General features: G+C 70.1%; 19 protein-coding genes. 11 read left to right on the top strand and 8 right to left on the bottom strand.

Going from position 1 to position 17,894, the window contains the following annotated elements; all coding sequences use genetic code 11:
- Nucleotides 1-22: 22 nt before the first annotated feature.
- Nucleotides 23-1,246, top strand: a complete 1,224-nt coding sequence (locus tag BLT36_RS16180; protein ID WP_175529692.1) for an alpha/beta fold hydrolase — start codon at nt 23-25, stop codon at nt 1,244-1,246.
- Nucleotides 1,247-1,317: 71 nt separating this feature from the next.
- Here the strand turns inward: BLT36_RS16180 and BLT36_RS16175 are convergent, their stop codons facing one another.
- Together BLT36_RS16175 and BLT36_RS16170 are read right to left on the bottom strand one after the other, a co-directional pair.
- Complete coding sequence (locus tag BLT36_RS16175) at nt 1,318-1,788, bottom strand: SufE family protein (protein WP_092096728.1); 471 nt, start codon at nt 1,786-1,788, stop codon at nt 1,318-1,320.
- Entirely contained in the window at nt 1,785-2,690 is a 906-nt protein-coding gene (locus tag BLT36_RS16170; protein WP_092096727.1) for a sulfurtransferase, read from the bottom strand. The genes BLT36_RS16175 and BLT36_RS16170 overlap by 4 nt, the downstream gene beginning before the upstream one ends.
- Before the next feature lie 202 nt (nt 2,691-2,892).
- Between BLT36_RS16170 and zapE the strand changes: the two genes are divergently transcribed.
- The 7 genes from zapE to BLT36_RS16135 all read left to right on the top strand — a co-directional run bounded on the left by zapE (nt 2,893) and on the right by BLT36_RS16135 (nt 10,401).
- Nucleotides 2,893-3,843, top strand: coding sequence for a cell division protein ZapE (gene zapE / locus BLT36_RS16165; protein WP_092097276.1), 951 nt, complete (start codon nt 2,893-2,895; stop codon nt 3,841-3,843).
- A gap of 346 nt (nt 3,844-4,189) precedes the next feature.
- On the top strand, nt 4,190-5,464 hold the full coding sequence (locus BLT36_RS16160) for an ammonium transporter (protein ID WP_092097275.1): 1,275 nt from the start codon (nt 4,190-4,192) through the stop codon (nt 5,462-5,464).
- Nucleotides 5,465-5,634: 170 nt separating this feature from the next.
- Entirely contained in the window at nt 5,635-6,669 is a 1,035-nt protein-coding gene (locus tag BLT36_RS16155) for a DUF6177 family protein (protein ID WP_092096725.1), read from the top strand.
- Nucleotides 6,666-7,040 carry a hypothetical protein gene (locus BLT36_RS16150; RefSeq protein WP_092096724.1) on the top strand — a complete coding sequence of 125 codons (375 nt, stop codon included), beginning with the start codon at nt 6,666-6,668 and terminating at the stop codon, nt 7,038-7,040. The genes BLT36_RS16155 and BLT36_RS16150 overlap by 4 nt, the downstream gene beginning before the upstream one ends.
- Nucleotides 7,041-7,070: 30 nt before the next feature.
- Nucleotides 7,071-7,430 carry a DUF6507 family protein gene (locus BLT36_RS16145; RefSeq protein WP_092096722.1) on the top strand — a complete coding sequence of 120 codons (360 nt, stop codon included), beginning with the start codon at nt 7,071-7,073 and terminating at the stop codon, nt 7,428-7,430.
- Complete coding sequence (locus BLT36_RS16140) at nt 7,427-9,562, top strand: DNA/RNA non-specific endonuclease (RefSeq protein WP_092096720.1); 2,136 nt, start codon at nt 7,427-7,429, stop codon at nt 9,560-9,562. The genes BLT36_RS16145 and BLT36_RS16140 overlap by 4 nt, the downstream gene beginning before the upstream one ends.
- A 44-nt stretch (nt 9,563-9,606) precedes the next feature.
- On the top strand, nt 9,607-10,401 hold the full coding sequence (locus BLT36_RS16135) for a hypothetical protein (protein WP_139166497.1): 795 nt from the start codon (nt 9,607-9,609) through the stop codon (nt 10,399-10,401).
- A 3-nt stretch (nt 10,402-10,404) separates the two neighbouring features.
- Here the strand turns inward: BLT36_RS16135 and BLT36_RS18475 are convergent, their stop codons facing one another.
- Complete coding sequence (locus BLT36_RS18475) at nt 10,405-10,605, bottom strand: hypothetical protein (RefSeq protein WP_139166496.1); 201 nt, start codon at nt 10,603-10,605, stop codon at nt 10,405-10,407.
- A gap of 319 nt (nt 10,606-10,924) precedes the next feature.
- Here BLT36_RS18475 and BLT36_RS16130 point away from each other — a divergent pair, with 319 nt between their 5' ends.
- Nucleotides 10,925-11,581 carry a tyrosine-protein phosphatase gene (locus BLT36_RS16130; protein ID WP_175529691.1) on the top strand — a complete coding sequence of 219 codons (657 nt, stop codon included), beginning with the start codon at nt 10,925-10,927 and terminating at the stop codon, nt 11,579-11,581.
- A 120-nt stretch (nt 11,582-11,701) separates the two neighbouring features.
- Here BLT36_RS16130 and BLT36_RS16125 read toward each other — a convergent pair whose 3' ends face one another.
- Nucleotides 11,702-12,673 carry an aldo/keto reductase gene (locus BLT36_RS16125; protein ID WP_092096716.1) on the bottom strand — a complete coding sequence of 324 codons (972 nt, stop codon included), beginning with the start codon at nt 12,671-12,673 and terminating at the stop codon, nt 11,702-11,704.
- A gap of 145 nt (nt 12,674-12,818) precedes the next feature.
- Between BLT36_RS16125 and BLT36_RS16120 the strand changes: the two genes are divergently transcribed.
- Nucleotides 12,819-13,211, top strand: a complete 393-nt coding sequence (locus BLT36_RS16120) for a ChaB family protein (RefSeq protein ID WP_092096714.1) — start codon at nt 12,819-12,821, stop codon at nt 13,209-13,211.
- Nucleotides 13,212-13,346: 135 nt separating this feature from the next.
- Complete coding sequence (locus BLT36_RS16115) at nt 13,347-14,315, top strand: beta-ketoacyl-ACP synthase 3 (protein ID WP_092096712.1); 969 nt, start codon at nt 13,347-13,349, stop codon at nt 14,313-14,315.
- Nucleotides 14,316-14,385: 70 nt separating this feature from the next.
- Here BLT36_RS16115 and BLT36_RS16110 read toward each other — a convergent pair whose 3' ends face one another.
- The 4 genes from BLT36_RS16110 to flgL form a co-directional block, all read right to left on the bottom strand.
- Nucleotides 14,386-15,327, bottom strand: coding sequence for a hypothetical protein (locus BLT36_RS16110; RefSeq protein ID WP_175529690.1), 942 nt, complete (start codon nt 15,325-15,327; stop codon nt 14,386-14,388).
- Nucleotides 15,328-15,396: 69 nt separating this feature from the next.
- The gene (locus tag BLT36_RS16105) at nt 15,397-16,008 is read right to left on the bottom strand and encodes a hypothetical protein (RefSeq protein WP_139166495.1); all 612 of its coding nucleotides are present in this window, start codon (nt 16,006-16,008) and stop codon (nt 15,397-15,399) included.
- 637 nt (nt 16,009-16,645) lie between these two features.
- Nucleotides 16,646-17,014 carry a flagellar assembly protein FliW gene (gene fliW / locus BLT36_RS16100; RefSeq protein WP_092096709.1) on the bottom strand — a complete coding sequence of 123 codons (369 nt, stop codon included), beginning with the start codon at nt 17,012-17,014 and terminating at the stop codon, nt 16,646-16,648.
- On the bottom strand, nt 17,011-17,892 hold the full coding sequence (flgL, locus tag BLT36_RS16095) for a flagellar hook-associated protein FlgL (protein ID WP_092096708.1): 882 nt from the start codon (nt 17,890-17,892) through the stop codon (nt 17,011-17,013). The genes fliW and flgL overlap by 4 nt, the downstream gene beginning before the upstream one ends.
- Between the last annotated feature and the right edge of the window lie 2 nt (nt 17,893-17,894).

Below are 17,894 nucleotides of genomic sequence, written 5' to 3'. Positions count from 1 at the left end.
AATGCAGACTAGGCTCCGGACCATGTCCCGATCCGCGCGACCCGCCGAGGACGTCGTCCAGGGCACCGCACGATCGGCCGGGTTGGTCGCCCTCGGGGCGGGGATCGCAGCGGCTGCGGTCACCACCGCCGTGATCGGCGGCTTCGTCGCCGCAGTCGCACGTGCGGTCGTCACCCCGGACCGGAAGCGCACCGAACGGGTGCCGATCCACGCCGTCGACCCGACCCGGATGACGGTCACGCTCGAGCGCACCGCGGACACCGAGCTGCAGGGTCGCTACAGCCTCTGGTTCGGCGCGGGCACCGGCCACATGCGCATCGGTGAGGTCCTCGGCACGACCGACACCACCGTCACGCGCCGCATCATCGCGATCGACGCCGGTGACCCCACCGCCGCCCGCCGCGGTCGGTGGGGCGGCTGGTTCTACCTCACCCCCGGCGAGCTCGACGTCCCGGTGGAGGATGTCGACGTCTCCACCCCGAACGGTCCGGCCCCGGCGTGGGTGGTCCGAGCGGACGATCCCGCCGCGCCGTGGGCCGTCCTCGTGCACGGCCGTGGCGTCACCCGCGCCGAGACCATCCGCGCCGTCCCGGTCTTCCGCGCCGCCGGCTACTCGGTCGTCCTCGCCTCGTGGCGGAACGACGGTGTCGCCCCGCGCAGTGTCGACGGCCGCTACGGCCTCGGCAGCACCGAGTGGGAGGACATCGACGCCGTGCTGCGCTGGGTCTCCGGGCAGGGCGCGACGAGCGTCGTCCTGATGGGCTGGTCGATGGGCGGGGCGGTCGTGCTGCAGACCCTGGTCCGCTCGCGGTTCGCCCACCTGGTGCACGGTGTGGTGCTCGAGTCGCCCGTGGTCGACTGGCACGCGGTCCTCAAGTCGCAGAGCCAGCTCCTCCGGCTGCCGCGGCCGGTCCGCAAGGTGGCGCAGCGGCTGCTCCGCACCCCGGTCCTGCACCGCGCGACCGGGCTGCACCACCCGGTCGACCTCCGCGAACTCGACATGGTCGCGCGCGCCGACGAGCTCGCCGTCCCGATCCTGCTGCTGCACAGCGACGACGACGGGTTCGTCCCGTCCTCCGCGTCGCACCGGCTCGCCGAGGCGCGGCCGGACCTCGTCCGGCTCGAGGTGCAGACGACCGCCCGGCACACCAAGCTCTGGAACTACGACGCCGACTGGTTCGACGCGCGCATCCTCGCGTGGCTCACCGAGGTGGTCCAGCGGGACGACGCGACCAGCGCGCGGTAGACGCAGGACAGGACTGCCTGGAGGCGCGGTGCCAGCTGGCACCGCGCCTCCAGGCCGTCCTGTGGTCGCGTCTACGCGACCGCGGCCGCGACCTGCCGCTGCACCCGGCCGAGCATCCCGACCATGCCGCGGATCCGCAGCGGGCTGACCGCCTCGGACAGCCCGAGCGTCAGCGGGTAGTCCGCCGGGACGGCGAGCACCTGTGCGGCGGTGAGGCCGGAGAGCCCCTGCGCGAGGATCGAGGCGAAGCCGCGCGTGGTCGGCGCCTCGCGCGGGGCCGTGGCGTGCATCCGGACGACGTCGGGGGCGTCGCCGTCCTCGCCCACCGTGACGGTGATGAACACGGGAGACTGGCACTCCTCGACGCGTTCGAGCTCGTCCTCGTGGCCCTGCAGCCGCTCAGGCAGCGCCGGCAGCTCGTTCGAGAACTCGAGGAGGAGCTGCAGCCGGTCCTGCTGGGAGAGCTCGAGGAAGTCGTCGCGGATCTCCGCGAGCGCCTCGGGGAGTGCGGTCGTGTCGTGCTGGTCGGTGGTGTCGCTCATCGGTTCGGCAGCGTACCCGGCTCGGCTCCCTGCGCGATCGGGACGCGGACGGCGCTGCCCCACTCGGTCCAGGAGCCGTCGTAGTTCCTGACGTTCTCGTAGCCGAGCAGGTGCTGCAGGACGAACCAGGTGTGGCTCGACCGCTCGCCGATGCGGCAGTACGCGATGACCTCGTCGGCGTCACCGATGCCCGCGCCGTCGCGGTAGATCGCGTCGAGTTCCTCGCGGGACTTGAAGGTGCCGTCGGGGGCCGCGGCGGTGGCCCAGGGGATGTTCACGGCCGTGGGGACGTGGCCACCACGGAGGGCACCCTCCTCCGGGTAGTCCGGGGCCGTGGTGCGCGAGCCGTCGTACTCGGCGGGGCTCCGCACGTCGATGAGGGGCTTGCCGAGGTGCGCCAGGACGTCGTCCTTGTACGCGCGGATCTCGGTGTCGATCCGGTCCACGATCGGGTACTCGACCGGCGTGACCTCGGTGGCGTCGGTGGTGAGCGCACGGTCCTCGGCGATCCACTTCGCGCGGCCGCCGTCGAGCAGGCGGACGTCCTCGTGGCCGAAGAGCGAGAAGACCCAGAGCGTGTAGGCGGCCCACCAGTTGTTCTTGTCGCCGTAGATGACCACGGTGGTCTCGCGGCCGATGCCCTCGCTGCCGAGGAGCTCCGCGAACGCCTCACCGTCGATGTAGTCGCGCAGGACCGGGTCGTTGAGGTCGGTGTGCCAGTCGATCTTCACCGCGCCGGGGATGTGCCCGGTCTCGTACAGCAGGACGTCCTCGTCGGACTCGACGACCACCAGGTCGGGCGTGCCGGCGTCCAGCTGTTCCTGCAGCCACTCCGTCGAGACGAGGCGCTCGGGGTGCGCGTAGGCGGTGAACTTCTCGGACTGGTCGACCGGTGCGGTCATCGGGGTACCTCCTGTGTACTGGCGACGGATCGTCGTGACGGCACCGGACTAGGATCGGTGGTCGGTGCCTCTGGGCAACGGTACGCGGACGTGCCGTCGCCTCCTGCAACGTGACACCGCACGACATGCTTCCCGGAGGGTCCCGCAGTTGCCACAACCAGCCCGTCTCGTCGACCGTGACCCGCAGGTGACCCCGCAGCAGATGGCTGCGGCGCTGGTCCCGCCGCCCCAGTTCGCGGACGCGTCGTTCGCCTCGTACCGGCCGGACCCCGACTACCCGTCGCAGGCCGAGGTGCGCGACACGGTCGAGGCCTTCGTGGCCTCGTCGCCGGCCGAGGCCCCGCGCCGCGGCCTCTTCGGGCGCCGCAAGCCCGCTGCGGACACGACCGCGAAGTCGGGCGTCTACCTCGACGGCGGGTTCGGCGTCGGCAAGACCCACCTGCTCGCCGCGGCATACCACGCGGCCTCCGGGCGCAAGACGTTCGGCACCTTCATCGAGTACACCGCGCTCGTCGGCGCGCTCGGGTTCCAGGGCACCATCGACCTGCTGCGCGGGACCGCGCTCGTCTGCATCGACGAGTTCGAGCTCGACGACCCGGGCGACACCATGGTGATGACGCGCCTCATCAAGGAGCTGTCCGAGAGCGGCACCCGGTTCGCGGCGACGTCGAACACGCCGCCCGGGGCGCTCGGCGAGGGACGCTTCGCGGCGCAGGACTTCCTCCGCGAGATCCAGGCGATGTCCGACCGGTTCGACACGCTCCGCATCGACGGCCTCGACTACCGTCGCCGTGCGGTCGACGAGTCCGCCCGTGTCGTGACCGACGTCCCCGGGTCGCTGCCGGAGGGCGCCGTCACGCTCGACGACTTCCGCTCCGTCGTCGACCACCTCGGATCGGTGCACCCGTCGAAGTACGTCGCGCTGGTCGAGGACCTCGACGCCGTCGGGCTCACGGACGTGCAGCCGTTCACCGACCAGACCGACGCGCTCCGCTGGGTCGCCCTCGTCGACCGGCTGTACGACGGGCAGGTGCGGATCGTCGCCTCCGGCACGCCGCTCGACCAGGTGTACCCCGAGTCGATGCTCGGCGGCGGGTACCGGAAGAAGTACCTCCGCGCGGCGAGTCGCGTGGTCGCACTGTCCCGCGCCTGACGCGCGGCGCGCCCGCGGGGCGCATTCCGGTCGTCGGCGCGTTGCGTGCACCCGGCTCCGCAGCCGGACTGGAGGCCCGTGGCTGGCCTGCGCCGCGCCTCCAGGCCCGTCGCCGGTCGCCACCAGAGCGCGATGCGCGACGCCTGTCGGGAACCGTCCGGACGGACTGCCGCGACTCGTGGCCCCCGTCCAGGGGACTGTCCGCCGGACGAAACACGACGTTTACACAGCGGGCCCTCGCGTTACACCCGCGAAACACTTCGTGCTCCCTCGTGAAACCTCACCTCGCCAGACTCGTCACACCCGAAGCGGTCCAAGAGCCGCAGGTGCAATCGAGAGGTGAATGATGCTTGATCAGGGCCAAACCGGCTTCCTGTTGATCATGGCGGCACTCGTGCTGTTCATGACACCGGGCCTGGCGTTCTTCTACGGCGGACTCGTCAAGGCGAAGTCCGTCATCAGCATGATGATGATGTCCTTCGGGGCGATCGCGATCGTCGGCGTCCTCTGGGTGCTGTTCGGTTACGCGATCGCATTCGCCAACACCGGCCCGCACACGGCGGTGAGCGGCATCGTCGGGTTCTTCAGCATCGACTGGAACCAGATCGGCCTCGGCCAGGCGTTCGAGCAGTCGCAGGCGACGAAGCTCGCCGCGACCTACCCGGACCTCGCCTTCGTCGGCTTCCAGGCGACCTTCGCGATCATCACCGTGGCGCTGATCTCCGGCGCGATCGCCGACCGCGCCAAGTTCGGCGCCTGGATGGTCTTCGCGGGCATCTGGGTCACGGTCGTCTACTTCCCGGTCGCCTCGTGGGTCTTCAACCTCACCTCCGGCTGGGCCGCGACCTGGGGCGTGATCGACTTCGCCGGTGGCACCGCAGTGCACATCAACGCCGGTGCCGCAGGTCTCGCCCTCGCCCTGGTGCTCGGCAAGCGCGTCGGGTTCGCCAAGGGAGCGCACAAGCCGCACAACCCGCCGTTCGTGCTCCTCGGTGCCGCGATCCTCTGGTTCGGCTGGTTCGGGTTCAACGCCGGGTCGTCCGGCGCGGCGAACGGCGTCGCCGCCCTCGCCTGGATCAACACGCTCGCCGCTCCCGCCGCGGCTGTCCTCGGTTGGCTGCTCGTCGAGAAGCTCAAGGACGGCAAAGCCACGTCGGTCGGTGCCGCCTCGGGGGCCGTCGCCGGTCTCGTCGCGATCACCCCGGCCTGCGCGAACCTGACCCCGGGCTGGGGCATCCTGCTCGGCTTCCTCGCAGGCATCGTCTGCTGCTTCGCGATCGACCTCAAGTACAAGCTCGGCTTCGACGACTCGCTCGACGTCGTGGGTGTCCACCTGGTCGGCGGCATCTTCGGCACGCTGTACCTCGGATTCTTCGCCAACGAGACCGGTCTGATCTACTCCAGCTCGTTCGCGCAGCTCGGCAAGCAGGCCGCGGCCGCCGGCGCCGTCGGTGCGTACTCGTTCGTCCTCGCCTTCATCATCGGGTTCGTCATCGAGAAGACGATGGGCTTCCGCGTCAAGACCGAGGACGAGGTCGCGGGCATCGACACGGCCGTCCACGGCGAAGAGGGCTACGTCCTCTACGAGGAGGCCGACCGCACCCCGGTCGACGTCCGGTAGCACCTGCACCTTCCGCACGACGACGGGCCCCGCGCACACAGCAGCGCGGGGCCCGTCGTCGTGTGTGGGCGCTGTGGGGCCGGGCGGACTCGGAACGACGACTCCGACGTCGTACGACATCGGAGTTGTCGTTCCGAGTCAGACAGGTCCCCGCCCGGTAGGGTTCCCGCGTGGACGACACCCTCGCGCACCCGCTCGTCGACGCCATCGGACCAGGCTTCGTGGTCAGCGAGACCGATGCCGCCGTGGTCGAACTCTCCTCCGCGCGCACGGGTCTCGTGCTCGACACCCGCGCCGCCGGTCTCGCGTTCGTGCTGCTCACCCCGCCGACGAGCCGCATCACCACCGCGATGCTCGCCATGCTCCGCCGCACCGGCAGCGCCTGGATCGTACGCGAGGGCGACCGCTACCGCGCCGCCGGATCGCCCACCACGGCGGACGACGTCGCGACCGCCATGCTCTCGCCGCAGGCGTCGCCCCGGTCGACACGGCTCGGCGCCGACGAGGTGCCTTGGACCGAGGTCGTCGTCTCCGTCCACCACCCGGCCACCGAGCAGACCGGCATCGGTCGGACCGCCGAGCTGCTGCTTGAGGGCCTCGCGGGCACGACGCCGTCCGGCTGGGGCACGGTCGAGCCCGTGACGATCGCCTGGAGCGTCGCCGCCGTCACCGACTTCGCCCGTCGGCGTGCTCCGCGCCCGACCCGACTGGTCGCGACCGCTCCGGTCGAGAGCGGCGTGGCCGCGGTCCAGATCCGGGTCGAGCGGTCCGCCACGGGCGTCACGGAGGAGACACGGTTGGCTCTGCCTGGAGGCGCGGTGCAAGTCCCTGACGCTGCCTCACCCGAGCGCGTGCTCGCGGAACTCGCGCGTCGCCAGCGAGTGCTGCTGGGGACCGCCTGGCGGTCGGCCGGCCACCCGGACACGACCCTCTCCGCGCGTCAGATCGGCATGCCCGTGCCCCTGGGCGCGATCGTCGGCGCCGCCGCGTTGCGCGACCTCAGCATCGATCCGGCCGCCCTGCCGCCGGGAGCGATGGTCGTCGGGCCGCCGCGCGTGCCGTCCCTCGTCCTCGACTTCACCCCGCCGCAGCCCGGGCTGACCGGCGGTGCCGAGGTGGAGGCGCGCTGGCGTCGGCTCGCCGAGCTCGGCAACGCGCTCGGGCCGCGGGTCGTCGAGTTGCTCGGGGCCGGGGCGCGCGCATGAGCGCCGAGTGGGTGATCCTGTCCGGTCAGCACGTCGATGCCGTGGCCGTCCTGAGCGGTGCCGCCGAGGTGGACCCGGACATCGGCGTCCGGCAGCTCTGGGACGGCGATGCGCTGCAGCTCGTCGACGCGGGCGGCGTCGTGCTCCTCACGCTCTTCCAGTCCCGACGGCTCGAGAGCACCGTCGACGCCGAACGGCTGCTCGGGCGACCATTGCCCCGCCCGCTGCCCGAGGGCGACGAACGGCTATGGTGGACCGAGATCCACGCGGCCGCGCAACCCCCGTTCCGGGGGACGGCCGAGCAGATCGTGCGGAACACTGCGGACGCCGCCGGGGGAACGGCAGTGTCCCGCGCCGCAGCAGGACACTGACCGAGTCGAACGGGACGACCAGGGGGAACGATGGGGAACGGGTGGCAGATCGAGCCCGCGGGTGTGCAGACCGCGCTCACCGACACCGAGAGCGCCGCGACGAGCCTGTCCACCGCGTTCGACGGCCTCGCCGACGCGCACGCCGCGCTCACCTCCGCGGTCGGCGACGACCAGGCGGTCGCCGGAGCGGTCGCTGCGCTCATCGAGAGCCACTCGGCGCTCCTGACCCGTGTCAGCAACCACATCACCGCCGGCCTCGCCGGCGCTGCCAACGCGACCCTCGCCTACTACCACGGTGACGAGGAGATGGCCGCGACGGCACAGGCCAACGCGATCCGTGCCTCCAGGACCGGCGACTTCTCCGGTGTCGACCTGGGTGGTGACCAGTGACGGGCCAGTGTCGGGCCGACGGCCTGATCGACCCGGCCGCGATCCCCGGCGCGAACATCAAGGCGGAGCAGGTCGATAGCGCCGGCACGGCGTTCTCGACCTCGGCGACCGACGTGCAGACGCGTGGGTCCGCGGTGAAGACGGCCTGGGCGAAGCTCGGCGGCAGCTACACCACCCCCGACTCCGCCGAGCTGCTGACCGTGATGGACGGGGTCGAGACGGACACCGCGTCGCTCGCGGCGACCCTGCAGAAGGTGTCCACGCACCTCAGCCACTACGCCACGGCGGTGGCACCGATCGCGAAGCGGCTCGTCGAGCTCAAGGCCGAGGCGGAGACCTTCGTCGCGAAGGCACTCAAGGGCAAGACCGTCGGACCGTGGGATCCCGAGCACCCGGCGAACCAGGGCATCGTCGGCCTGGTCCAGAACTTCGGGCAGCAGTTCGACGACGCCCACCTGCGCTGGGACGAGTACACGCCGTACGTCGACGAGAACAACGACCTGCTCACCAAGGTCGCCGAGCAGGAGACGAAGCTCTCCGCCGCCTCCGCCGAGTGCGTCAATGCCATCAACGGGCTCCGTACCGACATGTGCCTGGCCGAGGTGCAGGCCGTCGACTACACCGCAGCGGTCAAGGCGAATCAACCGATGCCGTGGGGGAGCACCGGACGCGGCGACCAGTCCTGCTCGGAGTCCTTCAGCTCCGGGATGGACGACGCGCTGCACGGGACGCTCGACGGTCTCGGTGGCCTGGTCGGCTACAACTCGCAGACCGGCGGGTGGGGCGACGGTGACTGGGCAGCGCAGTCCTGGAAGGGCTTCGCGGAGTCGCTCGGGCTCATCGCACTGATGGGCAGCCCGCCGCTGCTGATCGCCGGTGCGCTCCCGAAGGGCATCCTGCCGGACGTCGTCAGCGACACCGCGCGGAGCATCCTGGACCAGCAGAAGACCCTCGTCGAGGGCTTCGTCGGATCCCCGGAGGACTGGCGCGACGACCCGGCGCACGCTGCCGGCGGCGCCGCGTTCAACATCGGGACGCTCTTCATCCCCGGTGCCGGCGAGGTCGGCGCCGGGGCGAAGGTCGCTGCGCTCGGCTCGCGGCTCGCCGTGCTCGGTGCGGACGGGTCCAAGCTCGCAGCGTTCGGGTCGAAGCTCGCCACCGCCGGGACCGCGATGGTGCGGGTCGGGGACGCACTCGGAAGCCTGTCGGGCAAGGCGCTGTCCGGGGCGTCGGACCTGCTCGCGGGGAGCCGGGGTGGGTTCGCGAACGCGCTGCGGTGGCTCGGGGACAAGATCCCGACCGTGAAGGTCAGCGTCGAGCACGCGGTGGCCACGCCGGACGGGTTCGGGTTCGGGGTCGGGCGGCCGCACATCGAGGTCGGGCATCCCGAGCCGGGGTCGCACTGGTTGCACTCGGTGGCGGATCACGTGGATGGGGCGCACCGCGCCGAGTCGTCGTCGGGCGCTGAGTCGAACACCGGAACGATCGACCGGAGTCACTCCTCCGGTCCTGGCGATGGCTCGCCATCGGTAGGGGAGGAGCCCCGGAGCAGCGGTGAAGCCTATTGGCAGCGAGTCCCGGCGGACCACGACCAGTCGGTCTTGCGGGTTGCGCACGACGATCCGTCGCTCAAGCGTGAGAATCTGCAGCCGAACACCCGTTACGAGCTGACGGACCGCCGAGCGGTTTACTACACGGACGACCGTGGCCGCCCTGCGACGTCGGAGGCCCTGATCGATCGCTCGTACCCGCTGTCAGAGCGCGTTCGTGACGGGGGCGAGCAACGGTACGCGGGCGGTGCCGATCGACTTCCGGAAGACCACGGAGGTCACATCGTGTCTGCGAAGCACGGGGGATCTCCGTTCGGAGTCAATCTGACGCCAGAGCACGGACGGGCTGTCAATCTCGGCGACGTTCGGAGGGTCGAGAACGACATCAGTCGACTGCTCCGCGAAGATCCCTCCACCCCGGTGTATCTCAAACGCGAAATCCAGTTTGATGGCACATCGGAACGGGGTTCGGTATTCTTGATCAGCTGGGGACGCGAGGGCGCAGACAGTCTGCAGCAAGTGATCATCGAAAATCCCGTCTCCTTCGAGACGTCGACCCGGGCCGGGAGACTGAAAAGTTGAACTCAGTGGGAGACCTGCAGGACTTGCAGAATCGCCTTGCGATCTTGACCTACGATCGGATGCCGAGTGGGTGGAGGCGCGCGACTTCAGTCTTTGTGAACGTTGGTGTCTCGTCGCGCCTTCAGCGGGCGGTACTCACCGAGAGCGGAACGACGTTCGGTCCTCCCGCTGACCTGGCAGAGTGGCAGGCCTGGAAGGATCTTCGAGCCTTCATGTCGGACGCAGGCCACGGCGCTTGGTTCACGGGGCGCCTCCAGCTCGAGAGCTCGGGAGCCTACCGGTTCGACTTCGACTGGGACGCTGAGCCGCATTGGCCGGTCCAGGTCGACCTGGATGGCAACATCGTCCAATCTGAGCGCGTGGAGACCACGCAGCTTCGCGAAGATCTGAAGAAGTATCCGCGGGATGCCATGACCACGCCGGAGTGGCTCGTCCAGCGACTCGCAGCCAACCCGCTTCGTTTCGTGGATGCCTGGCAACCAGCTCTCGCGCCGTTGGCGAGTAGCGAGAACTGGACGATCGTTCGGGACATGATCCGCGATGCCATCCAAGCCAGCAGTGATGACGAGGGCGTCGCGGTGGAAGCCGATCAGGTTGCTGAGGTGGTCTCCAGCGAACTCATCGGCTCAACGCGAGTCGGGCAGGTCTTGCGTCTCTGTCGTGAGGCGTCCGAGGGTGGACTCATCGAGTTCCGGGCGGGCTCGACTGCGGAAACGGCGGAGCCAACGAGCGCCGCGCTCGACCACGACGAGGTACTCCGGGGAAACGTCGAAGCCTTGACACGTCCGCTCGTAGCTCTGGCCAGCCAAGAACTCCTCAACGCGCAGTCAACGTCCTGATCATCACCCAAACAGCGGGTCTTCAGGATCACCGCCACTTTCGAGCAAGTGATCGAACAGCGGTTCGGCGTTCCAGCGCCGCCGAATCTCCAGTCTTGACACGGAGGCCGATTCATGGGGGTGATCGAAGCTGACTTCGATGCGCAGAATGAAGGAGTTGCGCTGACGACGCGAACGCTTGGTGAGGGTTGGGCGACCTGTCATGACGTCTTTCGTCGAGGTCGCCAATACTCAGCAGCTCAACGGCACGCTTTCAACTTTCGACGGTCGGCCCGTGCAGCGTCCCACGCCTGCAATCGAGCTCTACGGCGCTGTGAAGACCGCGTATCCGACATTTGCCGGAGCGCGATGATGGTGGAGATCGACCGGCTGACAGGAAGTGCGATGAAACAGGAGCTGCCGGAGGGTGGGACCCCGTCCCGGAACTCCTGGGCGCGCTCCGGACGGACTTCGGCGGGCGCTGGACGGGGGTGAGCTACCACCCGTAGCGGCTGCCTGCGTGCGCGCGCGGCAGGATGGAGGCGTGAACTCGACGACGAGCATCCTCAGCAACCTCCGCCCCGTCGGAGGTACCGCCCTCCAGGCCGACCACCACCGGACCGTGTACCGCGCGAACACCGAGCCGGTCGGGCCCGACGCCTACCCGGCCGGGCTCTCCGTGGTGATCGACCTCCGCCGCGTCGACGAGACCGATGCCGTGCCGCATCCTCTCGCAACGACCACGGCGTACCGCTCGGTCCCGCTGTTCGACCCAGCGGCCGAGATCGAGTCGGCAGCGGACGCCGTCGAACTCGAGGACCAGTACATCGACTGGCTCGCGCGGCACCGCACGGGGATCGCCGAGGCCCTGCGCGCGGTCGCGGCCACCGACGGCGACGTGCTCGTGTGCTGCTCCGCCGGCAAGGACCGCACCGGGATCGTCAGTGCTCTCCTCGCGCGGCACTGGGGCGACGGCATCGACGCGGTCGGTGAGGACTACGCCGCGAGTGCCGCCGGGCTCGCGGACCGGTTCGCACGGGAGCGCGCCGCGAGCACCGACCCAGAGGCCACCGCGACCGCGCAGCGGTGCGTGCCGGAGATCATGACGACGGTCATCGAGCACGTCGAACGCCGCTGGGGGAGCGTCGACGGCTACCTGCGGGCCATCGGCCTGCAGGATGCTGAGATCGCGGCGCTCTGATCGCGACGCGGGTCACGTTCTCGACGTGACCGATGGACTGGAGGCGCGGTGCGGGTCCGACCCGCACCGCGCCTCCCGGCAGAAGGTCGCCTCAGCGACCCGCTGGTCCCGTTGGCGACGTCACCAGGCGTAGTCCTCCGGCGAGGTCTTGTGCCCTGGGAAGATCTCGTCGAGCCGGTCGAGCGCACGCTGGTCGAGGCGGATGTCGACGGCGCGGACCGCGGACTCCCACTGCTCCATGGTGCGCGGGCCGGTGATCGGCGCGGTGACGCCGGGCTGGTGCAGCAGCCACGCGAGGGCGAGCTCGCCCGGGGTGTGCCCGAGCTCCTTGGCGAAGGACTCGTACGACTGGAGCTGGTCGCGGTGCGCGTCGACGTACTCGGCGCTGCGGCCACTGAGACGACGGGAACCCTGCTCGGACTTCTCGATGATGCCGCCGAGCAGGCCGCCCTGGAGCGGCGACCACGGGATCACGCCGAGGCCGTAGTGGCGTGCTGCGGGGAGGACCTCGCGCTCGACGTCACGGACGACGAGGTTGTAGATCGACTGCTCGCTGACGAGGCCGAGGAAGTTGCGGTGCTTCGCCGCTTCCTGCGCCTGGGCGATGTGCCACCCGGCGAAGTTCGACGAGCCGACGTAGAGGACCTTCCCCTGCGCCACCGCGATCTCCATGGCCTGCCAGATCTCGTCCCACGGGGTCGCCCGGTCGACGTGGTGCATCTGGTAGAGGTCGATGTGATCGGTCTGGAGGCGCTGCAGACTGGCGTCGAGCGCCTGGCGGATGTTGTAGGCGCTGAGCTTGCCGCCGTTCGGCCAGTCGATCATGTCGCCGTAGACCTTCGTCGCGAGGACGGTCTTCTCGCGACGTCCGCCGCCCTTGGCGAACCAGCGGCCGATGATCTCCTCGGTGGCACCCTTGCCCACCGAGCCGCCGTAGCCGTTGGCGGTGTCGAAGAAGTTCACGCCGAGCTCGTGCGCCCGGTCCATGATCGCGTGCGAGTCGTCCTCGCTGGTCTCCGGTCCGAAGTTCATCGTGCCGAGCACTGCTCGTGACACCGACAACCCTGTCCGTCCGAGGTGTGTGTAGTCCATGGGTCTGGTCTACGCGATCGGGCTCGGGTGTGGCAGGCCCTGCGAGTACCCGTGGACAGCGCCGGGTTCTCCACAGGGCTCTGAGGAGAGACGGTCCAGCCGGGTCGGCGTACGCAGGAAGGGAAGCGAATCGGAAGGAGCGACCATGCCCGCGAAGGACGAGATCCCCGGCACCCTGCAGCGATCCCCGAAACACGCGCAGGAGATCTTCGAGAAGGCCCTCGACTCGGCGAACGAGTCGTACGGACCCGGAGAGCGCGCGCACCGGACGGCGTTCGCTGCGGTCAAGCACGAGTACGAGAAGGTCGGCGACCACTGGGAGGAGAAGGAGGCCTCCGGTCCGTCCGACTCCGGCGCCGCGGGGTCCCGTGGCTCTGGGCCGACCGAGGGCGGCGTGGACGCGAACGCCTCGAAGGCGCACCTCATGGACATCGCGAAGCGCCTCGACATCAGCGGTCGCTCGAAGATGGACAAGGACGAGCTCGTGCAGGCCATCAAGAAGGCGAACGACCGGTCGACGGCGAAGGCGCGGTCGTAGCGGCGTGCGGGGCTTCGCCGGGGGCGGTGGTGCTGCTGGTGCTGGTGCAGGTGCCGGTGCTGGTGCCGGTTGTCGTCCTGCGCTGCATGCCGTGCCGGGCATGCGCCGGTTCCCCGGAGGGGTAACGTGCCGGAGATGAACACCCCAGCACTTCGTGGCAGCCGGATCCTCGGGTTCGGGCACCACCAGCCGTCCCGCGTCCTCACCAACGACGAGCTCTCGACCATGGTCGACACGAACGACGAGTGGATCCGCACCCGCACCGGCATCGAGACACGCCGGATCGCCGGACCGGACGACACCGTCACGTCGATGGCGATCGAGGCAGCCCGGAACGCCATCGCGGACGCCGGCGTCTCGCCCGGGGAGGTCGGCCTCGTGATCGTGGCATCCACCACGCACCGAGACCGCGCTCCGTACACCGCGGGCCGAGTCGCCGCGGCCCTCGGACTCGGCAGCCAGGTCGCCCCCATCGACATCAACACCGCATGCAGTGGCTTCGAGTACGGCGTCGCCCTCGCGGACCAGGCGATCCGCGTCGGTTCGACCGACATCGCCGTGGTGATCGGCTCGGAGATCCTGTCCGGCATCGTCGACTGGTCCGACCGCTCCACGTGCGTGCTCGTCGGTGACGGCGCCGGCGCAGCAGTCCTCGGTGTCTCGGACACCGCGGAGATCGGCCCGGTGTCGTGGGGGAGCGTCCCGCACCTCGAAGAGGCCGTCCTCGTCTCCGGCGACCCCGAGCGCTTCACCCAGGAGGGCCGCTCGATCTACCGCTGGGCCATCACCGAGGCGGCCGACCACGCTCGCGCCGCTGTCGCCGCAGCGGGTCTCACCCTCGACGACATCGAGGTGTTCGCGTTCCACCAGGCCAACCTGCGGATCATCGAGCCCCTGGTCACGGCCCTCGGAGGGTCGTCGAAGTACGTCGTCCGGGACGTCGTCGAGTCGGGGAACACCTCGGCCGCGAGCGTGCCGCTCGGTCTGTCGAAGGCCTGGCAGCGGGGCGAGCTCCCCGAGGGCGTCCCGGCGCTGCTCTTCGGTTTCGGCGGCGGGTTCGCCCATGCCGGGCAGGTGATCACGACCCCGGTGCGGGCTCGCTGACGCGCGTTGCCGACGGACCGGAGGCGCGGTGCCAGCTGGCACCGCGCCTCCTGTCCGCGTTGTGGTCGCGCTACGGACGCGGGTCGGCCTCGCCGGTCTGCCCGGGCTGATCGGTCTCCGCCCAGAGGTCTTCTCGTCCGGTGCGCCGCCAGGGGAGCGACCGACGTTCCTTCGGTTCGCGGGTCTTCGGTTCGCGGGTCTTCGGTTCGCGCTGCTTCGGTTCGCGCTGCTTCGGTTCGCGCTGCTTCGGTTCCAGCACGATCGGGAAGTGCGCCGGCGGCAGCCCGAACCCCGTGCGCGACGACTGGATCACCTTCCGGCCGAGCGCGTGGTTGCCGAGGCCCCCCACCGCTGCTCCGATCCCGAAGGGGAGCGCACGGCCGACGATCGTCGTCCCCTGCCGAGCTGCGAACCGCCGGACGAACTGGTCGCGCACCTGCCCGCCGATGCCGTTCACCACCTGCTTCGGGAGTGAGGACGTCACCATCTCGCCCCAGAACGCCGTCCGGACCTGCCCACCGGCGACCTGACCCGCGAGCTGGTTGATGAGCTGCGTGCCCGGGCTGCCGAGGATCATCGCCATCACCAGCGTGCGGGCGCGCTCGGGGTCGTCGAGGGCGATGCCGTGCACCTCGGTCACCGACTGCGCGAACAGGGCGGTCGTCTCGAGGAACCCGACCGTCTCCGCACCGCTCAGGCCGAGCGCCGCAGCCATCCCGACGCCCGGGATCACAGCGCTCGCACCCACCGCAGCGCCACCGGTCGTCACGGCCGTGAGGTACTGCCGCTCGAGGATCTGGATGATCTCGGCCGGCGACGCGTCCGGGTGTCGACGTCGGAGACTGCGGACGTGCGCGACCACCACGGGGCGCTGCACGCTGAGCACGCGGTCGAGCATCTTCACCCAGCCCGTCGGCTGCTGCTGCGCGGGCGTGCGGGTTTCTTCGGATCGGGACGTGACAGGACCGACCGGCATCGGCACGATCGCCTGGTCCTTCTGCTCTCGGGCCATGGGGACGAAGGTACGCCGCTCGGATGGGAGGCTGGTTGGTCCACGTCCCCCGCGGCGGCACGGCGGCGGTCAACGACACGGGATGCCTGCCCGGACCAGTGCCGCGCGGATCCGATCGGGGTCCATCAGGTCGGACCAGCTCAGCCGGACGACGGCTCGGACCTCGGGGAACGAACGGATGAAGTCCTCGCGGCGCTTCTCCTGCCAATGCGCATCGGCTGTGGTGCGTCTGTCGAGCATCGCGGCGTCCTCGTACTTGGCGCGGCCGTCAACCTCGACGACGACGCCCTGGTCGGGGAACCAGAAGTCCACCGTCGCGGTGCGTTCACCGTGCCGAGCGAACGCGTGCTGCTGGACGGGCTCGGGCGTGCGCAGCTGTCGGAAGCGCACGCGGCAGATCGATTCCGCCGGAGACCCCGAGAGTGCCGACCCCATGGCGAGCGCCGCAGTCGCCTTCAACTCTCCCTTCCGGAGGCGCTTCGACTCGTCGGCCAGGTACTCGGGCGTCGCGGAGCCGGCTCGCAGGACGTGGTCGATCACGGGGAGGACGGCGACGAGCGTGCGACTCGCAGCGATGTCGACCGCAGCACGAACCGCTGTGGTGACGAGCGGCCCGAGCGCGCTCCGGATCGTTTCGGGAGGACGGTCAGCGACACCGTGACGCACGAACCACGCGGTCACGCGCGTGTGTGTGGTGGTCGGGTCCGACACATGCACCTTGGTCGGCCAGGAACCGACGTAGGGAAGGCCGAGCGACGCGCACGCGGACTCGTGGGACAGGACGTCGTGGGGCCGCAGCCTGGTTGCGGCAGCACGGATGAGGACTCGGTGCCGTTCGCCGGGATGGAGAGCGGCCAGCGCGCCAGGGACGACGAGGACTCCGGGTCGGATCCGTTCGAGTTCACCTCGGTGCACGGCGCGTTCCAGCACTCGCCGTTCGGCACCGGGGAGTCCCGAGGTGCGGATCAGTTGGACGTCGTCTGCTCTGCTCACTTCTCCAGCGTCGCGGGGAGCAGCCTCCGGCGGGGGCCTCCGGACGATTCCGTGGAGAAGCGCGTTGTCCGTTGCGGCTGTGGAGGGATGCTGTCGCTCGATGCGCAGGCATCATTCGACAAAGCACTCGCCGATCGACTCGTGGGATGTCGATTGATGCACGGGAAACGACTGCGTGTGCATCGATCGACGAAGCACCAGTCGATCGACTGGTGGGATGTCGAAGTATGCGTGTGCAAGTTTCGACGTCGCCGCGCCCGCCCGGACGGACGAGTCGGTAGGGGTAGGGGGGCAGCCACGCCGCGGCCCGGACGGACGGGCCGCCTCAGCGCCGGGCGAGCTCCGCCCGCAGCGGCAGGTCCTGGTCCTCCAGGATGAGCTGGGCGCCCACCGAGGTCCGCGCGTTCACGACGATCGGCGCGAGCAGGTTCACCGTCGTGCCCGACGCCCCGGGGTTCGCGACGACGAGCAGCATCGCCTCGTCCGGCGAGGTCAGCGACAGCCCTGCGGCCTGCTCGTCCGTCAGCTCCGGGGCGTACGACGGCAGGTGCACGGCTGCGTCGAGCACGAACAACCGCTCGTCCGCGCCCACCAGCGTGAACAGGCCCTCTGCGCCGGCGACCGGCGTCAGGCGGAACGAATCGGCGGGGGACAGGCCGAACGGCGGGACGGCGAAGGTCAGGTCGATGCTCATCGGAGGTAGTCCATCAGGGTCGGCTGCAGGACCTTCGCGGTGACGGCGAGGGCTGCCTGGTAGTTGGTCTGCTGCACCTGCAGGTCGAGGACGGCCTTCGCGAGGTCCTTGTCCTCGATGCCGGCACGGCGGTTCTCGAGCGAGACGCTGGCGGTCTTCAGCGAGTCCTGCGCGGCGAGTGCGGTGGCGTGGCGGACACCGACGTCGGACTGTGCTCCGCGGACGGTGGTGAGCGCCGCGTCGACGTCGCCGATCTTCGCGTTCACGTCCACTCCGTTCTGCAGGTCGCTGACGATGGAGTCGATCATGCCGAACACGGAGGTGCTGCCCGAGCCGAACACTGCCTCGCCGGAGGTGTCGACCCGGACGGTGGTGCCGTCGCCGATGCGGCGGTTGACGTCGGTGCCGGACGCGGACCAGCCGGTCGCGGGGTCGTACGGGGCGCCGGAGGTGGCGGAGCCGGCGAACACCGAGCGGGAGCCGTAGGTGGTGTTCGCTCGTGCTTCGAGGTCGGACTTCAGCGACTGGAACTGGGTGATGAAGGCGTCCCGGTCGGTGTCGCTCATCGTGCCGCTGTTCGCTGCCTGCACGGTGAGGTCGCGCACGCTGTTGAGCACCGAGTAGACGCTGGACAGGGCGCTGTCGGTCGTGGCGAGCCAGCCGACGGCGTCGTTCGCGTTCCGCGTGTACTGGGCCGCTGCGGCCTGCTCCTTGCGCACCTGCATCGAGGACGCGGTGCCGACCGGGTCGTCGGAGGGCCGCTGGATGTTCTGCAGTGTGGTGGCCTGCTCGGTGAGCTGCGCGACCTTCGCCGCGCCGGCCTGCAGTCGTGCGGACGCTGCCGCCATCGACATCTGGGTGGTCACACGGGTGATCACGA

It is taken from the genome of Curtobacterium sp. UNCCL20, assembly GCF_900101675.1.
Lineage (GTDB): Bacteria > Actinomycetota > Actinomycetes > Actinomycetales > Microbacteriaceae > Curtobacterium.
Note: the sequence above shows the minus strand (reverse complement) of the source record. Positions and strands in the feature narration are given on the sequence as shown.

Coding starts and splice junctions, on each gene's coding strand:
- BLT36_RS16180 (WP_175529692.1), top strand. CDS start 23: ATGTCCCGATCCGCGCGACCCGCCGAGGACGTCGTCCAGGGCACCGCA.
- BLT36_RS16175 (WP_092096728.1), bottom strand. CDS start 1,788: ATGAGCGACACCACCGACCAGCACGACACGACCGCACTCCCCGAGGCG.
- BLT36_RS16170 (WP_092096727.1), bottom strand. CDS start 2,690: ATGACCGCACCGGTCGACCAGTCCGAGAAGTTCACCGCCTACGCGCAC.
- zapE (WP_092097276.1), top strand. CDS start 2,893: ATGGCTGCGGCGCTGGTCCCGCCGCCCCAGTTCGCGGACGCGTCGTTC.
- BLT36_RS16160 (WP_092097275.1), top strand. CDS start 4,190: ATGCTTGATCAGGGCCAAACCGGCTTCCTGTTGATCATGGCGGCACTC.
- BLT36_RS16150 (WP_092096724.1), top strand. CDS start 6,666: ATGAGCGCCGAGTGGGTGATCCTGTCCGGTCAGCACGTCGATGCCGTG.
- BLT36_RS16145 (WP_092096722.1), top strand. CDS start 7,071: ATGGGGAACGGGTGGCAGATCGAGCCCGCGGGTGTGCAGACCGCGCTC.
- BLT36_RS18475 (WP_139166496.1), bottom strand. CDS start 10,605: ATGACAGGTCGCCCAACCCTCACCAAGCGTTCGCGTCGTCAGCGCAAC.
- BLT36_RS16125 (WP_092096716.1), bottom strand. CDS start 12,673: ATGGACTACACACACCTCGGACGGACAGGGTTGTCGGTGTCACGAGCA.
- BLT36_RS16120 (WP_092096714.1), top strand. CDS start 12,819: ATGCCCGCGAAGGACGAGATCCCCGGCACCCTGCAGCGATCCCCGAAA.
- BLT36_RS16115 (WP_092096712.1), top strand. CDS start 13,347: ATGAACACCCCAGCACTTCGTGGCAGCCGGATCCTCGGGTTCGGGCAC.
- BLT36_RS16110 (WP_175529690.1), bottom strand. CDS start 15,327: ATGGCCCGAGAGCAGAAGGACCAGGCGATCGTGCCGATGCCGGTCGGT.
- fliW (WP_092096709.1), bottom strand. CDS start 17,014: ATGAGCATCGACCTGACCTTCGCCGTCCCGCCGTTCGGCCTGTCCCCC.